This window comes from Peribacillus sp. RS7 (genome assembly GCF_041956845.1).
GTDB lineage: Bacteria > Bacillota > Bacilli > Bacillales > DSM-1321 > Peribacillus.
Genome location: NZ_CP168135.1, coordinates 5351716 through 5370845, shown reverse-complemented (window position 1 = coordinate 5370845; position 19130 = coordinate 5351716). Strand labels below are relative to the sequence as shown.

Sequence of the window (19130 nt, the reverse complement as noted above, 5' to 3'; positions counted from 1 at the left end):
ATAGATCAAGTGTTTTTTATTTTCCTAGGAAGAGGTGTAGGTAGAGATGAGTAATATGCATAGAAATATGGGGACTTTTGCTTTAACTATGACAGGTATTGGTTCTATTATCGGCTCAGGTTGGTTGTTCGGAGCATGGAAAGCTGCCCAGATTGCTGGGCCAGCAGCTATTTTTTCTTGGATTATCGGTATGGTTGTAATTTTATTTATTGCATTATCTTACGCAGAGCTTGGGGCAATGTTTCCTGAAGCTGGAGGAATGGTTAAGTATCCTCAATATTCGCATGGTTCTTTTATTGGATTTTTAGCTGCGTGGGCGAACTGGATTTCTATCGCTTCGACTATTACCGTTGAGGCCATTGCTTCTGTACAATATATGAGTACGTGGCCTTGGGAATGGGCCAGATGGTCTCATTCCTTAGTTGATAACAATATCTTAACGACCAAAGGATTATTCATAGCTTCTTTACTATTATTGTTCTATTTCTTCGTCAACTATTGGACAGTTAACCTTTTTGCTAAGGCAAATTCATTTATTACTATTTTTAAATTAATTGTTCCAGGTGTAATGGCAGGATCGTTATTTTTTGCTGGATTTCATGGTGAAAACTTTACAAGTTCTCAAGGAATCGCACCATATGGTTGGGCAAGCGTTTTAACAGCAGTAGCTACTTCTGGTATAGTGTTTGCGTTTAACGGATTTCAAAGTCCAGTTAATATGGCAGGAGAAGCGAAGTCGCCGAATAAGTCTATACCAATTGCTGTTATTGGGTCTATTCTAATTGCAGGTTTTATATACGTTATTTTACAAGTTGTTTTTATCGGTGCAATCGATCCGTCTATGATTGTGAACGGATGGAGTCAACTGAATTTTAATTCACCTTTTGCAGATTTGGCAATTGCTCTTAGCCTTAACTGGTTAGCGATTGTATTGTATGTAGATGCGTTTGTATCACCGTCTGGTTCAGGTGCCACTTATACAGCTACAACTTCGCGAATGCTTTATGGAATGCAGAAGAATGGGTACTTACCGAATATCTTTGGTACATTACATCCACTTTATGGTGTTCCTCGTCCAGCGATGTTATTAAACTTAGGCGTATGTTTTATCTTTTTATTTTTATTCCGCGGATGGGGCGTACTTGCTGAAGTGATTTCAGTTGCTACACTTATTTCGTATATCATGGGGCCAGTTGCATTGGCAACTTTAAGACGTACTGCTTCTCATTTTAACCGTCCATTTCACTTAAAAGGTGCTTCTATTATTGCACCTTGTGGATTTGTTTTTGCATCGCTTACTTTATACTGGGCGCGTTGGCCATTAACAGGAGAAGTCGTTTTCATCATTGCCATTGGACTACCTATTTACTTTTATTATCAAGCTAAAAATAAATGGAATGGTTTCAAAAAACAATTTTTATCAGGTGTTTGGATGCTTCTTTACTTAGGTTGTATGATTTTGATTTCTTATATTGGAAGTGAGAAGTTCGGCGGAAAAAATATTCTTACATTTGGCTGGGATATGGTGGTCATCGCATGTCTGGCACTTTGCTTCTATTGGTGGGGAGTTAAGAGCGGGATTAAAACAGAATACTTGGCTGAGGCTGAAAAAATCAACAAAGAATTTATTAATAAATAACTCTTAGTGTAGACACAGCTATATGAGTAAAAAGAAAACATGGTTACTTTATGACCATGTTTTTTTATTTATTAAAAAGTGTTCGCAAATTGGAACACCTGACAATATTGATGAAAAATTCAAACTTTTACCACGCGTTTATAGCCAACCTCGCTGAATAAATGATTGGCAGGAAGTACAAACATTTCATCTCCCAAGTCTAGTCGTATCGAATGAGAGAAAATGTCTCCGTTATATACGAATGAGTGATAATCACCAAACTCACCACATGGATCAACATCCTCTGGTAAATCTTCCATTAATTTTTGGTCTGCAGTAAGTAAGTCCATCGGACTTCGACAAGGCTTCGAAATGGCAAAACTGGAGCTGAAAACGTGTCTGGCTAAATATGAACATATAAACACGTTGATGTATATGGTTTTTAGGCTTAAACATCTAAGTTGCAATTTAGTAACTTAATGAAATAATTATCTTTTTGATATTTATTATTTGTAATAACTCAGCTCAGATTTAGGAAGCAAACACCATTCTGTGGATTCAAAAAGTGGATGAGGTGTACGAGAATTGAATATTTTTATCTTGAATTATTATATTTATGTTACTATAATTACATGGAAAGTACGCGAATTGAATAAACATACGCGAATTGAATACTTTCTTTTAAAAAACTTATTGTAAAAAAGAGATAGAGGAGCCATTATCATTGAAAAAATTAATGTTGTTTACGACTGGTGAACAGTAGCCTCACTTGAAGGAGAAAACGGACTTGTACCTGAACTGCATGCCGATGATCTATTAAGTTACATGCCTGAATTAAATGTACTTTGCCGTATTGATACGAAAGAGTTGTCATTACGACTCAACGTCTAGAAGAAGGAGAAGACATGGGTATATATGAAGTTGGTCGGAAAATTGACCATAATCGTGTAGTACGTTCTAAAAATATGAACACAGTAGCAATCGTGACGAAATTGATGTGGGTGCTAGGAAAAACATCAGATCCTAAAAAGGTAAAACAAATGATGGATACATCGATTGCAGCAGATATTACATATTTTTTTGAGATACTGCTATCAAGGCGATTAACTCAAATATTTGGGGGCTATATAACTCCTGACTTTGGACAGAATTCATCAGTTGATGAAGTTGGTCTTTTTACAGTGAAAAAACTAGGTATCTTCTAAGCTAGTAAATTTCTTATAAGAGGTGATAGAATGCAACAATTATTACATGATGTAGTTGGCGTAACAAATGAATTCCTTTGGTCAAAATTATTAGTTATTATGCTTGTTTCTTGTGGGATTTATTTCACATTTAAATTGAAATTTGTACAGGTTCGAATGTTAAAGGAAATGGTCCGTGTTTTAATGGAAGGGAGAACTAGTTCTAAAGACAGCGTTTCCCCATTTCAAGCTTTCTGTATTGGTATGGCCGCTCGCGTTGGAACAGGTAATATCACAGGAATTGCGATTGCGATTGCATTAGGCGGTCCTGGAGCGATATTCTGGATGTGGATAATTGCAATTATTAGCTCAGCAACCAGCTTTATTGAAAGTACCTTAGCACAAGTATATAAAGTAAAAGATAAAACTGGTTTCCGAGGCGGTCCATCCTATTATATGGAAAAAGGATTGAACAAACGTTGGATGGGAGTATTATTCTCCATTTTAATTACGCTTTCTTTCGGTCTTGTATTCAATTCTGTACAATCAAATACCGTTACAATTGCTTTTGAGAACTCATTTGGTTCAGATCGTTTAACTGTAGGGATTCTCATGACATTTGCTTTCGCTGTGATTATCTTTGGCGGTGTGAATCGTATTGCAAAAATTGCTGAATACAAGGTTATGATTCTAGGTGTGTTATACCTTGGAATGGCATTATTTGTCGTAGCAATGAACATAACCAAAATGCCGGAAATTCTTTCTCTTATTATTAATAACGCGTTTGGCTTTGAACAAATAGCAGGCGGTTCAATAGGCGCTGCGTTCATGAATGGAGTTAAACGTGGTTTATTCTCGAATGAAGCTGGTATGGGGAGTGCGCCAAACGTTGCCGCAACGGCAAAAACAAGTCATCCGGTGAAACAAGGACTTATTCAAGCATTTGGCGTATTAACGGATACACTGATCATCTGTACAAGCACAGCATTTATTATTTTACTTTCTGATGCTTATAAACAACCAGGGCTAACTGGCATTGCACTTACACAAACATCATTAAGTGAACACATCGGTTCCTGGGCATCAGGTTGTCTTGCTATCTTTGTATTCCTATTTGCATTCGGTTCGTTAATTGGTAACTATTATTATGGGGAAACAAATATTCGATTTTTACACAAAAGTAAAGTGTTGTTGATTCTATATCGAATAGGTGCGTTCGCCATGATTGTATTCGGTTCGGTTGCAAAGGTCGAGCTTGTATGGGATTTAGCAGATTTATTTATGGGCTTAATGGTTATCGTAAACTTAATTGCCGTTCTCTTATTATCAAAAGTAGCTTTTGCAGCATTAAGTGATTATATGAAACAGAAAAAAGCCGGTCAAGATCCAGTTTTTTATAAAGATAGCATTAAAGGTCTTGAAAACCTTGATTGTTGGGAGCACTCTCAAGATGCTACCACTTTAAAAAAGGAAAACACCATGTAATAAAAAAGATTTTAGACATAAGGGTTTGGTATTATCACCTACAGGGGGCTTGTTTGCGATTATGAGAAGAGCCGAATTTTATATTATCTGAGGTAAGTATACCTTACCCATCAAAGGAGTTTATTCATCATGCATGTGCAACAAAAAACACAAAAAATAGTTCGCTATCAGAATCAACAGGGCAAAATACATTACGGTATTGTTGAGGATGAGATGATATTACAACTGTCTAGCAGTTTTGCTGAACTTGTCAACAAGGAAATAAAGTATGACGGGGTAGAGCTGAAATATAGTGACGTGAAAATTTTGGAACCTGTAAAACCTTCTAAAGTGGTTAATTTTGGCTGGACATATGCAGGTCATGCGAAGGAAACGGGCGGAGAGGCAAACCTTGTAGAACTATTTCTATTTTTAAAGCCATTATCTTCGCTTATTCCAGACAAGGAGAAAATTATACTTCCTCCAAACGAGCTAACCAACCAAGTGGAGCTTGAAGGGGAAGTGGCCCTGGTCATTGGAAAGCGCGGAAAGAACATTAAAGAAGAAGATGCGCTTGATTATGTGTTTGGTTGCACGATATTTAATGACGTCACTGCAAGAGATCTTACAAAAAAAGATCCACAGTTTACGCGGGGCAAAGGATTTGATACGTTCGGGCCTTTGGGGCCGTGCATCGTTACCGGGATAGATCCTACCAATTTGCGGATTGTGACCACTTTAAACGGCCGTGTTGTACAAGACGGGAATACCAATCAAATGTCTCTGAGCATTCCGTATCTGATCAGCTGGCTTTCGCAGGTGATGACACTCGAGCCCGGTGACATTTTGGCCACGGGTTCACCATCTGGCAGCTGCCCGATCAAGACGGGGGATGAGGTCGTTGTTGAAGTCGAGAATATCGGTCGGTTGTGTAATGGTGTCCAGTAGGATGTGCTGGAATTCTTAATATCGAAATGATAAATAGTTAGCAAAAATCAGAGCTGTCTTTATGAAGTGAACCCAAAAAGTTAGACACTTTATTTACTTAGGCAGCCTTGAGGGCATGAACCCGGTAATCTACCGGGCTCATGCCTTTTAATTTTACCTTGATTCGTTGATGATTGTAGTAATGGATATAATCTCCTAGTTCTTGTTTGAAATGCTCCATGCTTTCAAATTCTTGAAGATAGAGTAATTCGGATTTTAATAAGCCAAAGAAGTTTTCAATGACCGCATTATCGAGACAATTTCCTTTGCGGGACATGCTTTGTGTAATGTTATGTTTTTTCAAATCATGCGAGTATTGTTTCATCTGATAATGCCAGCCCTGATCTGAATGGAGAATGGGTGAATCTTTCGATTCCAAGCGATCAAAGGCTTTATCCAGCATTTTGGAAACGAGCGGATAAACAGGCCGAGATTCGATAGTATAGGCGATGATTTCTCCATTAAACAGGTCAAGAATGGCTGATAAGTATAGTTTCTCCCCAGCTAGATGGAATTCCGTGACATCTGTCACCCATTTTTCATTGGACTTTGCCGCCTTGAAATCACGTGCTAGAATGTTGGGCGCAATCTTACCGATGTTCCCTTTGTACGAACGGTATTTCTTCATGCGAATCAATGACTTCAATCCTAGTTCATTCATCAATCGGAGAACTGTTTTATGATTGATGCGAGCACCTCGGTTACGTAATTCTAGGGTAATACGCCGATACCCATAACGCCCTTTATGCGTATGGAAAATCTCTTTGATAAGGAATTTAATTTCTGTGTATTTATCCTCACGCCCGAAGGCGTTTACCCAATAATAGTACGTACTCCGTGCCATTTTAGAAATGGATAGAAGCAGTTTTAAATCAAATTGTTTCCTTAGTTCATGGACTACTTTCGCTTTTTCTTTCTTTGTAAGGCTTCCTTTTCTTGAACTAAGGCATTCAACTTTTTTAGATAGGCATTCTCTGCACGTAAGTATTCTAATTCGGCAAGAAGTGCTTCTTGAGAGCCATTAGCTTGCGATTTTTTCTTAGTTTCTTTTTTCATGGATAGACGCCCCTTTTTCATTGGTTTTAGGGCGTCTATACCTCCTTCCTTAAACTGATTTACCCAATTCAAAAGTGTAGAATCGGAAGGAAGGTTATAGTGTACAGCGGTCTCGTTGATCGATGCCCCATATTCGTTCATATATTTAAGTACCTCTAGTTTAAAGGGCAGAGTGTAATTTGTATAGGATGGAACAAGTCCTTCCATCCCATGTTTTAGATAGCGAGCGACCCATCTTTTCAGAGGGGATAAACCTACATTTCTTTCTTGAGCAATGGATTTATAGGATTTTTTCCCTTCTAAGTACTCTAAAACTGCATTTGATTTTTCGTCTATCGTATATTTAGTCAAAAAAATACACCTCCAATTGTTAGATGTTGTCTAACAATTGGGGTGCAGTTCATTTGGCAGCTCTTTTTCTTATAGAGCTATTGTGGCAGTTAGTCCGATTCCTTAGTGTTTTAAGAAATTAGTTTTTCATTTGGGATTATCAAAGTCACCATTGATCAATGGGAGATAGAATCAAATATGAGAGAAATCATAATAGAACTATGCTTTTGAGGCACAATAAATTGAAAAGATATAAAAAGGATGCAAAGCGAGGAATTTTATGAAAAAGGTTGTAATGTTTTTCCTATGTCTTCTTATCTTAATTCTTCCATCACAAGTTTTTGCTCAACGAAAAGTACCTATTTTAATTTATCATTCGATTGACGAGTTTACTGGGCAGGGTTCTAAGGAGTTATATGTAACTCCTAATAATTTCCAGAAACAAATGATTTATTTAAAAGACCATGGCTACACATTATTAACTTTTGATCGTTGGCAAGACATTAATAAAGAAAATAAACCCATTTTCATTACCTTTGATGACGGATACAAAAACAATCTGAATGCATTTGCTATCTTTCAAAAACTTGAAAACGAACGTTTTAAACCAAGTGGTACCATTTTTGTTATTTCTGACTTTATCGGTCGTTCAAACCGTTTATCGAAATCGGATTTAAAAATGATGGCTGATTCGGGTATAATCTCAATCCAGTCTCATACTGCTACACATCCTGATTTGACGGAAATAAAAAATTATGAATATGAACTGAAAGGGTCCAAAGATAAAATTCAAAAAATAACAGGCAAACCAGTTAATGCTCTTGCGTATCCATACGGAAATTTCAATGACAAAGTCGTAGAAGAAACGAAGAAATATTATTTATTTGGACTTACGACAACTCCTGAACTATTTTCTGAGAAGGGCATTAAAGACGAACTTTATCTTTTACCACGAATTTATATCAAGTATTCAACTACTCTTGATGACTTTGCAAAGATAGTTGAAAGCGGTTCCTAAACCAGGTAATCGCTTTTTCTTTTGGAACCAAGGGAAAAGTACTTAATATTGTTTATAAGCAAATGGGTACGGAAATAGGAAAACATCAAATATAATTCAAAAGTTTAAGGAGATAGATATTGAACTAATTGGGTGATTTATGATTGAAGTTCTTTAAAAACAATGGAGTGGATGAATACCACCTTCGTGTGTCACCAAGTAACAAGCAAGCAATAGCTTTTTTTAAAAAAAGCAATGCTAGAACTTAAATTTGAGTTAGGTGTGAAAGTAATTAGAATGAAAGGTACAATTTAACTTTCACTCTTTTCAACTAACGGGTGCGTTAGCTGAAGCTCGGAGCTGTCTTTAAGGCAGCTTTTTCTTATGGGGGTACCGCAAAAAAGGTCGGGCAACTACTGCTCGACCTTTCAACTATACCCCACTACATAGTTAATGGATATTTATAATACGAAACTATAAAAATATCATTCCTCAATATGTATGTAGATTAGTTTTACTTTGCAAATAAGTGGTTGCCTATTCTAATGACTGTTTCCCTAGTGAAAATCCATTCATCTGTTGCCGAGGAAGGATTATAATAATAAACAGAACCATGAGTAGGATCCCAACCTTGTAATGCATCAATAACAGCTCGATAAGAATAGCTATTTGGGGTCAAATAATATTGCCCATCATGTACAGCTGTAAAAGCATTTGTCTGGAAAATAACATCGTAAGTATTTTTAGGAAAACCTGGCGTTGACATTCGGTTCAAAATTACTGCAGCGACAGCTACTTTTCCTTCATAAGTTTCTCCTCGAGCTTCTCCATGAACAACCCTGGCCATCATTTCAATACTATGTAATTTTTGTTGTGTTTGGAATCCAAAAACTCCATCTGGAAATAGTCCAGAATCTAGTTGAAGTTGATTCACTGCATGATCAGTAATTGAACCATAATACCCTGTTGGTTGACTGTTAAAGTAACCCATTTTCTTTAAATTTTCTTGTAAGTCATAAACTGCTTGTCCTTGACTTCCATTGTGTAAAATTTCTTGAGCAAAGATTGAATTTGGTATAAAAAACATGAAACAAATAAAAACAACAAACGACATTTTTTTTACATTTAACATCAAATAATACCACATCCTTCGATTCATTTTCCTACTATTCTACTTTAACATACAAGAAAAATAGATTTATCTTACATTATTCCTATTTTAAACCAAAATTTGAAAAAAATTTTCAGGCAAATTTGTCTGTTTATTAGGTACCGCCTATTGCCATCAAGCTAAGAAAAAGGATTATATCCAAAACGAAAAAATAAGCTAATCTTTCTGTAAATGCTACTGAAGATAGCTTTTTTCGTTTTGGGGTATAAAGAAGTTTTAACTTGATGGGCATGCGGCAAGACCCCTTATGGAACTATCGGGGGGCAGGGTAGTTGAAGAGTGCTGTTTGATCTTTATTCAACAATTTGGCCAGATTGTTAAAAAACACGAAAATGATTTTATTATTTTTTTAGTTATATAAATGTTTGGTAAAATAATAGCATTAACACAATTATGAGTATTGTTGATGATTTTTCTGAGCCTATGCAAACTTTAATTTTTTTGAATTAGTGATGAATCTCAAGACTTTAAGTATAAAAGAAGGAGGATTAAATGATGAATGAATATGGTACACTACATGAGTCAAACGGTCGTTATGCTTTAAGATTTGAACGATTTTTTCCTCATAATCCAGAAGATGTTTTCCTTGTCATTAAGAATCCTAGTTACTTCTCCCAATGGTACCCTTTTGCCACAGGGGAGATGGATCTTAGACTTGGTGGCCAGATTGCCTTCGATGACGGTGAAGGAACGACATATAACGGTACCATTACAGAATTAGAAAAGCCATATTTATTTGGTTTCCGTGAAGTTGATGATCTGATAAACATTTCATTGCAGGAAGAGGATAAAGGGTGTCGAATGATCTTTACCCATACTTTTAACGATGATTCATGGGCAGTTAATACCGCGGCAGGATGGCATAGGTGTCTGGATGTATTGGTCCAAATCGTCAATGGTAAACCAATTAAGTGGCACGATAACTCAACTAAGCTGCGTAAAATCTATAGTGAAGCATTTAATATGGAACGTTAAAAGAATATAAAAAGTTATTCCATTATAGGGCGCGATTCTGGAAGAAGATTCGCTTTTCTTAATGAACTAAACCAGCCAATAGTTTGTCAACATTTTTCAATAAACACTTAAAATGTTTCATGATATACTAAATTTGCGTATACCAAATAACCGTCCAAGGTTCTGTGTTTGGAAAGTTTTGGGCTGTTTAGTTATACTTTAAAACTAGGCTAGATCTTGGAGAGTCGATTTGCTTTTTAAAAGTGAATAAATCCAATGTAAGAATTTATTGGCACATGCTATAACGGCTACTTTAAAGGGCTTTCCTTCCTCACGTTTCTTATCATAAAACTCTCGTAATCGCTTGTTACGAGGAATGATTTCATCTGTCGTTTTCTTTTTGCGACAATCACGAATGGCACATTTTACAGCCATATACAAGGCGTGTCGTAGCCTACTAGAACCTCTTTTGGTAATCCGATTTAAAGTACCTTTGAATGTACCAGATTCAAAGACACTTGGATCGATTCCGGCAAATGCAACCAGTTTCTTAGGATGATTAAACCGATCAATTTCCCCAATTTCAGAAATTATCGTGGCAGCGATTTTTTCTCCGATACCAAGGATCGATTGGATAATCTTACACTCTTCAATACCTTTTGCTAAAGCATCTATCTCATCTTCAAGCTTGGATAGATGCTTTTTGTATTCAAGAAGCATATTAATATACATATCCAGGCTTAAAATCAGACTATGATATAGGTTTTTCTGAAATGGATTTTGAGCTGCGGCGGCCATCAATTTTTCTGCCTGACTGTCTGCCCATTTTTGCGAACGACTTTTACATAATTCTTTTATTTTCTTGGCGATTGTCTCTTCACCAGTTTCCAAGATTTCTTCGGAGGTAGGAAATGCTTGTAAAGTTAGTAAAGAAACATATGAATGTAAGTCCCCAAAAACCCCACGGTATTCAGGAAACACTTGATCCAGAACTGCTTGAAATTGTAATTTAGTTTGTACAAACATGCCTGTAATATTTTCGTGCTGTCTTGTAAGGTTACGTAGGTTTAAGAGCTGGATTCCTCGCTGTTTATAAGGCTCTAAGTCCTCTTTATAATACAGCTCGCAGAGATGGCGAGCGTCAATGACATCTGTCTTTACCTTGCGTAAACTAGAACTCTTAGCTCGATACGATATGAGTGGATTTACGATAATCAATAAGTACCCTCTATCCTCGAAATACTGGACAACTGGTGTATGATAATGTCCAGTGGATTCTAATACAATGGGAGGCCGTTCCCCGGATACATTTTCTACTTCTCTAATAAAGTCTAGAAGACTAGCTAACCCTTCAAGAGTATGTGCTACTTTAAAGCCTTTTTTGTAAGGCTGCTTTTTATCCAAGAAAGCTTGAACCTGACTTTCCCCTTTTGCCACATCCAGACCAACTACTGGATTCATAAATTATCTCCTCCTAATATAAAATAACCGGTACCCCAATTCCTTCTTGTAGTATCATAGCTTCGCTTGTTATACGAGATCATAGTCCCAACCAGCCTCAATCATGTTTCTACAAGTAGGGGGCGAACTGTTTAGTTGACGGGATCTAGTCCCACAGGTGCGGACGTTCTACACCGGCTACGGTTATCATATATCGATATAAAAAATGGTCAACCAGAAATATTTTCTGGATGACCTTATAATACGAACAGGTGCGTTAGTTCATTAAGAAAAAGTAAAAAAGTCGATTCCTATAACGTAAAGGAGATCGACTTTTTATGTTAGAATTCTTTTAGCGTATAAAATTTCAGAAATGGGCGGTATAGCTTGCTACTACCGTTTGTAAACGTATACTTTTTTGTTGATATTCTAAAAATCAAAAAGCAGGAACGATTTTAAATTCTTAGGCATCACCTCATCTTTTTTACAATTAAAGGTGATCTTTGGTTGAATCAAAAAGTGGATCACCTGATTTATCCTGCTTCTTTTTATCTGTTGTTAACTCAGGATTTTCCCAATCTTCTTTATCTTCATCAGATACTAATCCCTTGGTTGCACCCTTGAATTCAGTTAAAGTACGTCCAAAGGCTCTACCGATTTCCGGCAGCTTTTTAGGTCCAAAAATAATCAAGGCAATGACAAGTATTAAAATTAAACCTGGTATACCTATACTTTGAAACATAATGCTTCCCCCAAGTAATTAAATTTTGTAATTCCTTTTAAATCATTTTTAGAATAACTTCAGTAAAAAAATCGTTAAAATCCAATATACTTATCAAGTTTTTTTAAGCCCTGATTTATTTTAATTACCGTTGAAGTTTTTGGTCAATAGTTCGAATCGCTACATAATTTTGAAATTGTACCTCTACTTATATTTGATGCTCTTTCTAACTCTAATTCATTTATGTCTTTTTGTTTATCCACCCATCTACCAAAATTACTTCTTTTTTTACCAAGTCTCATCACCATTGACGCTCCTTTTAATTAGTTTTAGCAGCGTTGGTTAATTTTTAATTCAACAATGTTGAACCCACAGCTCTACCAAGTTCGGGAATTGTTTATGGGTCCAAACAAGATTAAGGCATCCCTTAAAATTTCACAAAAAATGCAGTAAAGTACATGATTAATAGTCCAATCGCGAAACCAGAAAGGTTTAACCATGAAACAGATGCTTCATTATGTTTTCTATGATCTTCAATGAGCATTTTTGTTATTACATATATTACTTGAAGAATGGCCCCTGCTCCAATACCAAGGAATAAAGCTCCCCAAATTGGTGAGAAGATGAATCCGCCCACCCATGTACCCGCAATGGCGGGTGCACCTGCGATAACTCCAAGTAATAGAAAGTCTCTAAATCGAGGTGTGGCCTTTAATAAAGGAGCAGCGATTCCAATCCCTTCCGTGATGTTGTGAAGGGTAAACCCTATGATTAAAAAGGTTCCTAAAGCAGCTTCACCTAGTGTAAAGGAAGAACCAATTGCCAAACCTTCTCCAAAGTTATGAAGGCCAATTCCGGTAGCCATTAACAAAGCCAGACCAAAAGGGGAATATCCTTTCCTTTCTTGTTTTCTTTGTTGATACTGATCAAAGCCGATCAATAATAAAAAGGTTAAGGAAGCCCCAATTATGACAACCATATTCCCCTGAAATACAGAAGGTGCTTCTGCACCAATTTCAAATCCATCAGCCAGTGTCCCGACAAATAAGAATAAAAGGAGCCCAACGGTAAGAGCAAGAATCCCATTTATAGATTTTCGTGAGAAACGTTTCATAAATGGATACCACAACAACCCCAATGTGATCGGGACAATTCCAACGTAAAACCCGATTAAGCCGTAATTAAGGAAGTTGCTCCAGGTGGTTTCTGGAGTGAGTGTGGCAGCTGCAACTTCACCTTCCGTGATAATGCCATTCTCTGTGATTAACTTAATGGTATGTGGATCACCTTCCACCCATGGGTAAGAGATGGTCACCTTTCCCTCATCAAATCGTTCAAGTTTTGCTTGAGGAGAGACATTGTAATTCCACACCGAATCATTAACCATCACTTGAGAAATCGTTAAGGGTTTGGGTCCGGTATTACTAACAGATAATTCGAAACCGATTTTAGTTACCTTGATGCGTTCAATGTTCAAGACTTCTATCGGTGCTGCAGGATCTTTTTCTACACCTGCTCCATTTTTCAGCACCCATCCTAGCACCCCTATAAGTAATACTAACGGTATTAAAACAGTAATTAACCATTTTTTGCCCTTCATATTATCCCTCCTTTTTTACTCGACCTCAAAGAATCCCATCCAGCCTAACTCAGCAAATTCACTTACATGGGCATGAAACATATATGTTCCCTTGTATGGAAAACGAACTTCAATAATTCCACGTTCTCCCTGACATTGCATGATGGTATCTGTGAACTGAGAGGGGTTATCGTTTCTGCCGGTTGGATAGTACGTAAAGTAATTCGCATGCAAATGAAACGAATTTAATAAGTCGAATTCTGTTAAATTACTTAGATAGATCCTTACGAGTTGATCTTTTTTGATTTTAATAGGGTGATTCATAAATGCGAAGGCATAGCCATTCACCGTATAAAACTCGTTTTCGCCGTCTAAATCCAAATCAAATCCATTCATAACCATGTTTAACTCTAAAGCCGGCTCTCTTGGCTTCTTAGGATCAATAATAAAATTACCGTATAAGCCTTTATGGATATGGCGGGCTAGGGGGAGTACATGGCAATGGTAAATTTGTAATCCGTATGGCTTCGCTTCAAATTCGTATGTGAATTTTTGTCCAGGATAAATAGAAGTTAAACCGTCCATCTCTGGAGGATGGATTCCGTGAAAATGAATAGAGTGGGGGTGGCTGCCCTGATTAATAAAGTGAAACCGCAAAAGGTCCCCCTCGGTACAACGAAAAGATGGTCCTGGAATTGTTCCATTATAAGTCCAGCCTGGAAATTTAATTCCTTTGGCAATTTCGATTTCTTTATCAATTGCCACTACGTCATATTCCCGGAGTGTTTGACCGTTGGGCAGATTGGTAACTTTTCCATAATCAAACTCAGTAAGGAGCCGTTCTGCCATTTTGTAACCTGTGGTTTTTGTTTTATCACTCATATTTGCATGATTGGAATGATTGCCATTCTTGTGAGACGAATTATTGGATGCCTGAGCCATAGTTGGAAATTGTGCCATTTTATTCAAGTAATAAGATCCAGCTACTCCAAACGCACCTGCAGTCCCCATCTTTAAAATATCTCTGCGGGAAACCTTTTTCTCATCCGACATTATTTGACCCCCTTCTAAAAAGTTTCCTAAAGGAAACTTTTTGTTGTATAAGCTATACTTTAAGTTAGGTACAAGTTTAATGTCAACTCTTTTTTTCAGAATACTTCGTATACGATGACAAGCATGCATGGATCTGATAAAGGTGGATGAATAAAGATCCATCCGAATGGTTACAGACGGTATATTGCTGCAAAAAGGGTGGGAATGGATCTAGTCCTTTGCTTATCCATAGGGAATCATCATGGAATTCATAAAAAAACATACAGTTCTACTCTGCTCGACTTGTCATTATAAGTGGGTACATAATGAAACCCATATATCTACCGCACAATGTCCTTCCTGCAAATCATTGGAGTATCAAAAATTATAAGCCCATAATAAGAGTTGAATATGTACGTTAGTAATCGTGCAAGAGTCACAAATCAACTGTCATTTTGGCAGCTTTTATTGTTTCACTAACGTGCAGTTTAGTTTAATAAGAAAAGGTTTTTATATGACGGATAGAGAACTTCTTATGCAACAAACGGGGCAATATAGTTGAAAAAGGAACTTAAATGTAAATCTCGAATATCTAACGGATAGCTAAAAATTTGATGACAGACAGGAGTTAGATACGATGATAAAAGGTTTCGGAGGAATATTTTGGAGAACTAAGAATCTTGAAGTTGTAAAAAAATGGTACAGTGAAGTGTTGAAGATTGAAATAGAAAATTGGAATGGGACGGTGATAAAACCCCAATTAGAAAATGAGACTATCTTTTCTTTCTTTACCGAGAATGACAGTTATTTTCCAACAGAACAACAAGTGATGTTAAATTTCCAAGTACATAATCTAAACGAGACTATTAAGCATCTTGAACATATTGGTGTATCTCTTGCAAAGAAAAAAGAGATTAGTGAATTTGGAAAGTTTATTTGGATTGAAGATCCTGAAGGTCGACTGGTCGAGCTTTGGGAGAAATAACGAGTTGTAATTCATTTGCTATTGAGCTAACAGGTGTGTTAGCTGAAGATCGGAGCTGTCTTTAAGGCAGCTTTTTCTTTATGCGACAAACGGGGCAGGTTAGTTCCATAAGGAATAACTTGGTTTTTTTCTCCTCCATTTAAAAGCCACTTATTTACAGATCAACAGGGTAAGTAGAACCATTATTATGAATATTAAAATTCCATATTATCAATAATAAAAAGGTGCTTTTTAACTTTGGAAGGAGAGGGTTTTATGAAAAAAATATTATTGATGGGATTTATTTTATTATTTCCTCTAAACATGGTGGCTGGAACAACCAGTGCATATGCTAAACCGCAAGTACAACGTATTAGCCAATCTGAGGTAAAGTTCGAAAATGAATTCAGGAGACTTTGGATTGATCATGTATTGTGGACAAGTAATTATATTACAAGTGCAACAACAGCTGGAGCGGAGGATCAAAAACAGGTACTGGCTAGGCTTCTGAAGAATCAGGAGGATATTGGTAATGCTGTAAAGCCAGTATACGGAGAGAAGGCTGGGAACAAACTTACGGATCTGCTTAAGGAGCATATTGTTATTGCGGGAAAGATTGTAGATGCGGCTAAAAGCGGAAATAATGCCTTGGTGCTACAGCTAAACAAAGAATGGTATAGAAATGCTGATGAAATAGCCGCTTTCCTTAGCGGTGCCAACCCCTATTTGAAAAATGAAGATCTAAAAAATTTCCTGTATATGCATCTGAAATTAGTGACAAATGATTTAACTGCAAGCTTAGCAAAAGATTGGAACGCAAGGATCGTTTCAATTGACGAAGGGGTCACACATATAATCCTAATGGCAGATACTATCTCTGCGGGAGTTGTAAAACAGTTTCCGGATAAGTTTTAAAAAAAATCTTAAGAATCTTCCAGCATTCTGTTGGAGATTCTTTCATTATGAGGGGCATTTGCTTATTTTTATACAACTGGTTCATACAAATAACACGATGTTTGTGTAACTGCATTATTGCTCTAACTGTCCCGTTACTTTAAGTACATTCCTTCTCAATCTCTATTTTTAACATAAATATCTAAATTAACAACCAAGTGTAATTCAATTATCTGGCCCGATTGCGGAACAAAAATAAACATCGCTTCAGCATCATGCGTGTTAGTCAATAAAAGTGTAAACAACCTAGGCATTTAGCAAGTTTATCAAGGGATGTGCTTAAATAAAAAGGTGAGTTAGCTTAAGATTGGAGCTGTCTTTAGGCTGCCTTGTTGAATAAGGAAAATGATCATTAGTGATGAAATTATTCTTTTTATAGTACGTAAGGGGCAGTAAAACTCAACAAAGATATTCGTTTGAAATATAGGTAAATTATGGTGTTGTGATTGATGAAATTGACGCAAACAAAAGATGTTTGAACCTAAGAAGCTTTGGTCATTTTTAACTATTTTAATAGTCAGTTTATTCTGATATTATGGAAGGGATAAAGATTGGAGGAGGAAATAACATAAAAAGCTTATTTTCAATCTTAAGTACCTTTGTGTTGGTTCTGGCAGGTGGAATGGTATTATGTACTTCTTCTGCACAAGCAAGTGTTCCTCAGTATTCTTTTCAAACAGAAGATGGAAAATGGGATGGTGAAATTGGAAATCCTAACATAGGTAGTGACCTAGAGGTAGAACTAGTTTCCCCAATCTATTTAAAGACCTCTTCTGGAAGTAAGTTATTGACTAATTATAGTAACTTATGGTCTCGTCTCTGCAATGCTAGTACTGGAAAGTGCACAGGCTATCATAGTTTAGCAGGTGGAAAGACATTATTCACAGGTATGAAAATAGGTAAATTCTATGTTGATGTGAAAGATGGATATTCTTCTGGCAAAGTATATGGAAAACTACAAATTATTTTCAAATAACTTGTATTACTTGCTACTCATTCTTAATGGGTAGCTTTTTATATCAAAAGTTTCTAATATAAATTAATATCTAAATATTTTTGTATAATTTACTAAAATTAATTAACACTGACCTTTTTTGTGTTGGAAGTGCATTTACTATTCGAATGGGATTAATAATTAATTCTTATAACTTTATAGTAATTCAGTATTTTACTGAATTACGAAAAAATGATACAGTATTTTCTATATTTACAAATATTTTTAAATGGGAGGTTATTCATAGAATATGTATAAAAGCTATTTCTTCTTTCTCATTCAATAGTCAAATGAGAAAGGAATGATCTACTCTATTTATTGACATATTGTGTAATGATGCTATTAATCTTTCGTTCAGGGAGGACAACTTATGAAAAAGTTTTTTGCTTTTCAAGTGTTAATTGCATTGTTTATTGGAGCACTTATCGGACATTTTTTTCCTGTACTTGGCCAATCTTTAAGACCAATTGGCGACGCTTTTATTCATCTCATTAAAATGATTGTTGTGCCTATTGTTTTCACTACTATTGTCATTGGGTCATCAGGCGACGGAAACATGAAAAAAATGGGTTCATTAGGACTTAAAACAATTATATGGTTTGAATTTATTACCACTCTGATTCTAGGTATTGGTCTTTTACTTGTTAACATTTTAAAGCCTGGTGATGGGCTTAATTTGTCCCATCTTGCCCAGAAAGATATAACACAATTAAATGAAAGCGTTACCAAAGTTGTCGATTTTAAAACGATGCTTGTTAACATCATTCCAAGCAACATTGTTGATGCGATGGCAAAAAGTGATTTATTAGCTGTTATATTCTTCGCTATTTTATTTGGTGCAGCTGCTGGAGCAATTGGTAAAAAGTCAGAGCCGGCAATGAAGTTTATGGAATCAGTTGCAAATATCATGTTTAAACTGACACAAATGGTCATGGTAACCGCACCGATTGGTGTACTATCTCTCATGGCCGCCTCTGTAGGTCAGTATGGTATCGCCCTATTAATCCCTATGGCAAAGTTGATTGGGGTTGTGTATCTTGGACTTGCTATTGTTATTTTCGTTCTGTTTCCAATAATTGCTTGGTTCTTGAAGATTTCTTACTTTAAAGTGTTTCGAATGGTATGGGATTTGTTCCTTATCGCTTTTTCTACAACAAGTACGGAAACCATTCTGCCTCAGTTAATGGATCGAATGGAAGCATACGGTTGTTCGAAACGTGTTGTTTCATTCGTTATTCCTTCTGGGCTATCACTGAATTGTGATGGTTCGACATTGTATCTTTCTGTTTGCTCTATTTTCTTGGCACAAGCATATGGCATCCCGATGGATTTTGGCCAACAGTTGATTGTAATGGGTGTTCTTGTTGCAACTTCAAAAGGAATTGCTGCTGTTCCATCCGGTTCGCTGGTTGTCCTTTTAGCCACAGCCTCAGCAGTAGGGCTTCCTGCAGAAGGCGTTGCAATTATAGCAGGCATTGACCGTGTGCTGGATATGGCACGTACTGCTTGTAATACTCCTGGACATGTTCTCGCTTGTATTGTGGTTTCGAAGTGGGAAAAAGAGTTCCGTCAGGAAGAATGGAAAGCTCAAACCGAACAGTCAAGCGTTCAGGCATAAGATTAAGATAAAAGGAGCACACATGTTTTTGTTGTTCTCCGTCAAATGTTGAGGTGATGGTCTTCGG

General features: G+C 36.5%; 16 protein-coding genes and 1 pseudogene. 10 read left to right on the top strand and 7 right to left on the bottom strand.

What is annotated here, in order from left to right:
- The first annotated feature begins 46 nt into the window (after nt 1–46).
- Entirely contained in the window at nt 47–1639 is a 1593-nt protein-coding gene (locus tag ACDZ29_RS26550; RefSeq protein ID WP_375089277.1) for an APC family permease, read from the top strand.
- A 119-nt stretch (nt 1640–1758) separates the two neighbouring features.
- Here the strand turns inward: ACDZ29_RS26550 and ACDZ29_RS26545 are convergent, their stop codons facing one another.
- Nucleotides 1759–1938, bottom strand: coding sequence for a hypothetical protein (locus ACDZ29_RS26545; protein WP_375089275.1), 180 nt, complete (start codon nt 1936–1938; stop codon nt 1759–1761).
- A gap of 546 nt (nt 1939–2484) precedes the next feature.
- On the opposite strand from ACDZ29_RS26545, the pseudogene ACDZ29_RS26540 reads away from it, so the two are divergent.
- The 3 genes and pseudogenes from ACDZ29_RS26540 to ACDZ29_RS26530 all read left to right on the top strand — a co-directional run.
- Nucleotides 2485–2688: pseudogene (locus ACDZ29_RS26540) on the top strand (L-asparaginase 1); the annotation flags it as partial.
- 165 nt (nt 2689–2853) lie between these two features.
- Nucleotides 2854–4287, top strand: coding sequence for an alanine/glycine:cation symporter family protein (locus ACDZ29_RS26535; RefSeq protein ID WP_375089273.1), 1434 nt, complete (start codon nt 2854–2856; stop codon nt 4285–4287).
- 129 nt (nt 4288–4416) lie between these two features.
- On the top strand, nt 4417–5214 hold the full coding sequence (locus tag ACDZ29_RS26530; RefSeq protein WP_375089271.1) for a fumarylacetoacetate hydrolase family protein: 798 nt from the start codon (nt 4417–4419) through the stop codon (nt 5212–5214).
- A gap of 97 nt (nt 5215–5311) precedes the next feature.
- Here the strand turns inward: ACDZ29_RS26530 and ACDZ29_RS26525 are convergent.
- A protein-coding gene (locus ACDZ29_RS26525; protein WP_375089270.1) for an IS3 family transposase occupies nt 5312–6660 on the bottom strand; the annotation gives its coding sequence in 2 pieces (ribosomal slippage) (nt 5312–6216 and nt 6216–6660; 1350 coding nt in all).
- 259 nt (nt 6661–6919) lie between these two features.
- On the opposite strand from ACDZ29_RS26525, the gene ACDZ29_RS26520 reads away from it, so the two are divergent.
- Nucleotides 6920–7657 carry a polysaccharide deacetylase family protein gene (locus tag ACDZ29_RS26520; protein ID WP_375089269.1) on the top strand — a complete coding sequence of 246 codons (738 nt, stop codon included), beginning with the start codon at nt 6920–6922 and terminating at the stop codon, nt 7655–7657.
- 493 nt (nt 7658–8150) lie between these two features.
- On the opposite strand, the gene ACDZ29_RS26515 is transcribed toward ACDZ29_RS26520, so the two are convergent.
- On the bottom strand, nt 8151–8768 hold the full coding sequence (locus ACDZ29_RS26515) for a cell wall hydrolase (protein WP_375089268.1): 618 nt from the start codon (nt 8766–8768) through the stop codon (nt 8151–8153).
- A 534-nt stretch (nt 8769–9302) separates the two neighbouring features.
- On the opposite strand from ACDZ29_RS26515, the gene ACDZ29_RS26510 reads away from it, so the two are divergent.
- Entirely contained in the window at nt 9303–9782 is a 480-nt protein-coding gene (locus ACDZ29_RS26510) for an SRPBCC family protein (protein ID WP_375089267.1), read from the top strand.
- Between the two features lie 204 nt (nt 9783–9986).
- On the opposite strand, the gene ACDZ29_RS26505 is transcribed toward ACDZ29_RS26510, so the two are convergent.
- From ACDZ29_RS26505 to ACDZ29_RS26490, 4 genes are all read right to left on the bottom strand, one after another.
- On the bottom strand, nt 9987–11222 hold the full coding sequence (locus tag ACDZ29_RS26505) for an IS110 family transposase (protein WP_375089265.1): 1236 nt from the start codon (nt 11220–11222) through the stop codon (nt 9987–9989).
- 469 nt (nt 11223–11691) lie between these two features.
- Entirely contained in the window at nt 11692–11943 is a 252-nt protein-coding gene (tatA, locus tag ACDZ29_RS26500) for a twin-arginine translocase TatA/TatE family subunit (RefSeq protein ID WP_289325459.1), read from the bottom strand.
- Between the two features lie 406 nt (nt 11944–12349).
- Nucleotides 12350–13522 (bottom strand): ZIP family metal transporter, encoded by a 1173-nt coding sequence (locus ACDZ29_RS26495; RefSeq protein WP_375089264.1) that lies wholly within the window; start codon nt 13520–13522, stop codon nt 12350–12352.
- A gap of 15 nt (nt 13523–13537) precedes the next feature.
- Nucleotides 13538–14554: a multicopper oxidase domain-containing protein gene (locus ACDZ29_RS26490; RefSeq protein ID WP_375089262.1), complete on the bottom strand. Its 1017-nt coding sequence runs from the start codon at nt 14552–14554 to the stop codon at nt 13538–13540.
- Nucleotides 14555–15170: 616 nt separating this feature from the next.
- Between ACDZ29_RS26490 and ACDZ29_RS26485 the strand changes: the two genes are divergently transcribed.
- The 4 genes from ACDZ29_RS26485 to ACDZ29_RS26470 all read left to right on the top strand — a co-directional run bounded on the left by ACDZ29_RS26485 (nt 15171) and on the right by ACDZ29_RS26470 (nt 19063).
- A complete protein-coding gene (locus tag ACDZ29_RS26485) occupies nt 15171–15518 on the top strand; it encodes a VOC family protein (RefSeq protein WP_375089261.1) in 348 nt (115 codons plus the stop codon).
- 255 nt (nt 15519–15773) lie between these two features.
- Nucleotides 15774–16412 carry a glycosyltransferase gene (locus ACDZ29_RS26480; protein ID WP_375089260.1) on the top strand — a complete coding sequence of 213 codons (639 nt, stop codon included), beginning with the start codon at nt 15774–15776 and terminating at the stop codon, nt 16410–16412.
- Nucleotides 16413–16986: 574 nt separating this feature from the next.
- On the top strand, nt 16987–17427 hold the full coding sequence (locus tag ACDZ29_RS26475) for a hypothetical protein (RefSeq protein WP_289325454.1): 441 nt from the start codon (nt 16987–16989) through the stop codon (nt 17425–17427).
- Between the two features lie 388 nt (nt 17428–17815).
- A complete protein-coding gene (locus ACDZ29_RS26470; RefSeq protein ID WP_289325453.1) occupies nt 17816–19063 on the top strand; it encodes a dicarboxylate/amino acid:cation symporter in 1248 nt (415 codons plus the stop codon).
- The last annotated feature ends 67 nt before the right edge of the window (nt 19064–19130 follow it).

What these genes read in the sequence shown, in the direction of transcription:
- ACDZ29_RS26480 (WP_375089260.1), top strand. Translation starts at nt 15,774, where the DNA reads ATGAAAAAAATATTATTGATGGGATTTATTTTATTATTTCCTCTAAAC.
- ACDZ29_RS26475 (WP_289325454.1), top strand. Translation starts at nt 16,987, where the DNA reads ATGGAAGGGATAAAGATTGGAGGAGGAAATAACATAAAAAGCTTATTT.
- ACDZ29_RS26495 (WP_375089264.1), bottom strand. Translation starts at nt 13,522, where the DNA reads ATGAAGGGCAAAAAATGGTTAATTACTGTTTTAATACCGTTAGTATTA.
- ACDZ29_RS26515 (WP_375089268.1), bottom strand. Translation starts at nt 8,768, where the DNA reads ATGTTAAATGTAAAAAAAATGTCGTTTGTTGTTTTTATTTGTTTCATG.
- tatA (WP_289325459.1), bottom strand. Translation starts at nt 11,943, where the DNA reads ATGTTTCAAAGTATAGGTATACCAGGTTTAATTTTAATACTTGTCATT.
- ACDZ29_RS26545 (WP_375089275.1), bottom strand. Translation starts at nt 1,938, where the DNA reads ATGGAAGATTTACCAGAGGATGTTGATCCATGTGGTGAGTTTGGTGAT.
- ACDZ29_RS26490 (WP_375089262.1), bottom strand. Translation starts at nt 14,554, where the DNA reads ATGTCGGATGAGAAAAAGGTTTCCCGCAGAGATATTTTAAAGATGGGG.
- ACDZ29_RS26505 (WP_375089265.1), bottom strand. Translation starts at nt 11,222, where the DNA reads ATGAATCCAGTAGTTGGTCTGGATGTGGCAAAAGGGGAAAGTCAGGTT.
- ACDZ29_RS26535 (WP_375089273.1), top strand. Translation starts at nt 2,854, where the DNA reads ATGCAACAATTATTACATGATGTAGTTGGCGTAACAAATGAATTCCTT.
- ACDZ29_RS26520 (WP_375089269.1), top strand. Translation starts at nt 6,920, where the DNA reads ATGAAAAAGGTTGTAATGTTTTTCCTATGTCTTCTTATCTTAATTCTT.
- ACDZ29_RS26510 (WP_375089267.1), top strand. Translation starts at nt 9,303, where the DNA reads ATGAATGAATATGGTACACTACATGAGTCAAACGGTCGTTATGCTTTA.
- ACDZ29_RS26485 (WP_375089261.1), top strand. Translation starts at nt 15,171, where the DNA reads ATGATAAAAGGTTTCGGAGGAATATTTTGGAGAACTAAGAATCTTGAA.
- ACDZ29_RS26550 (WP_375089277.1), top strand. Translation starts at nt 47, where the DNA reads ATGAGTAATATGCATAGAAATATGGGGACTTTTGCTTTAACTATGACA.
- ACDZ29_RS26530 (WP_375089271.1), top strand. Translation starts at nt 4,417, where the DNA reads ATGCATGTGCAACAAAAAACACAAAAAATAGTTCGCTATCAGAATCAA.
- ACDZ29_RS26470 (WP_289325453.1), top strand. Translation starts at nt 17,816, where the DNA reads ATGAAAAAGTTTTTTGCTTTTCAAGTGTTAATTGCATTGTTTATTGGA.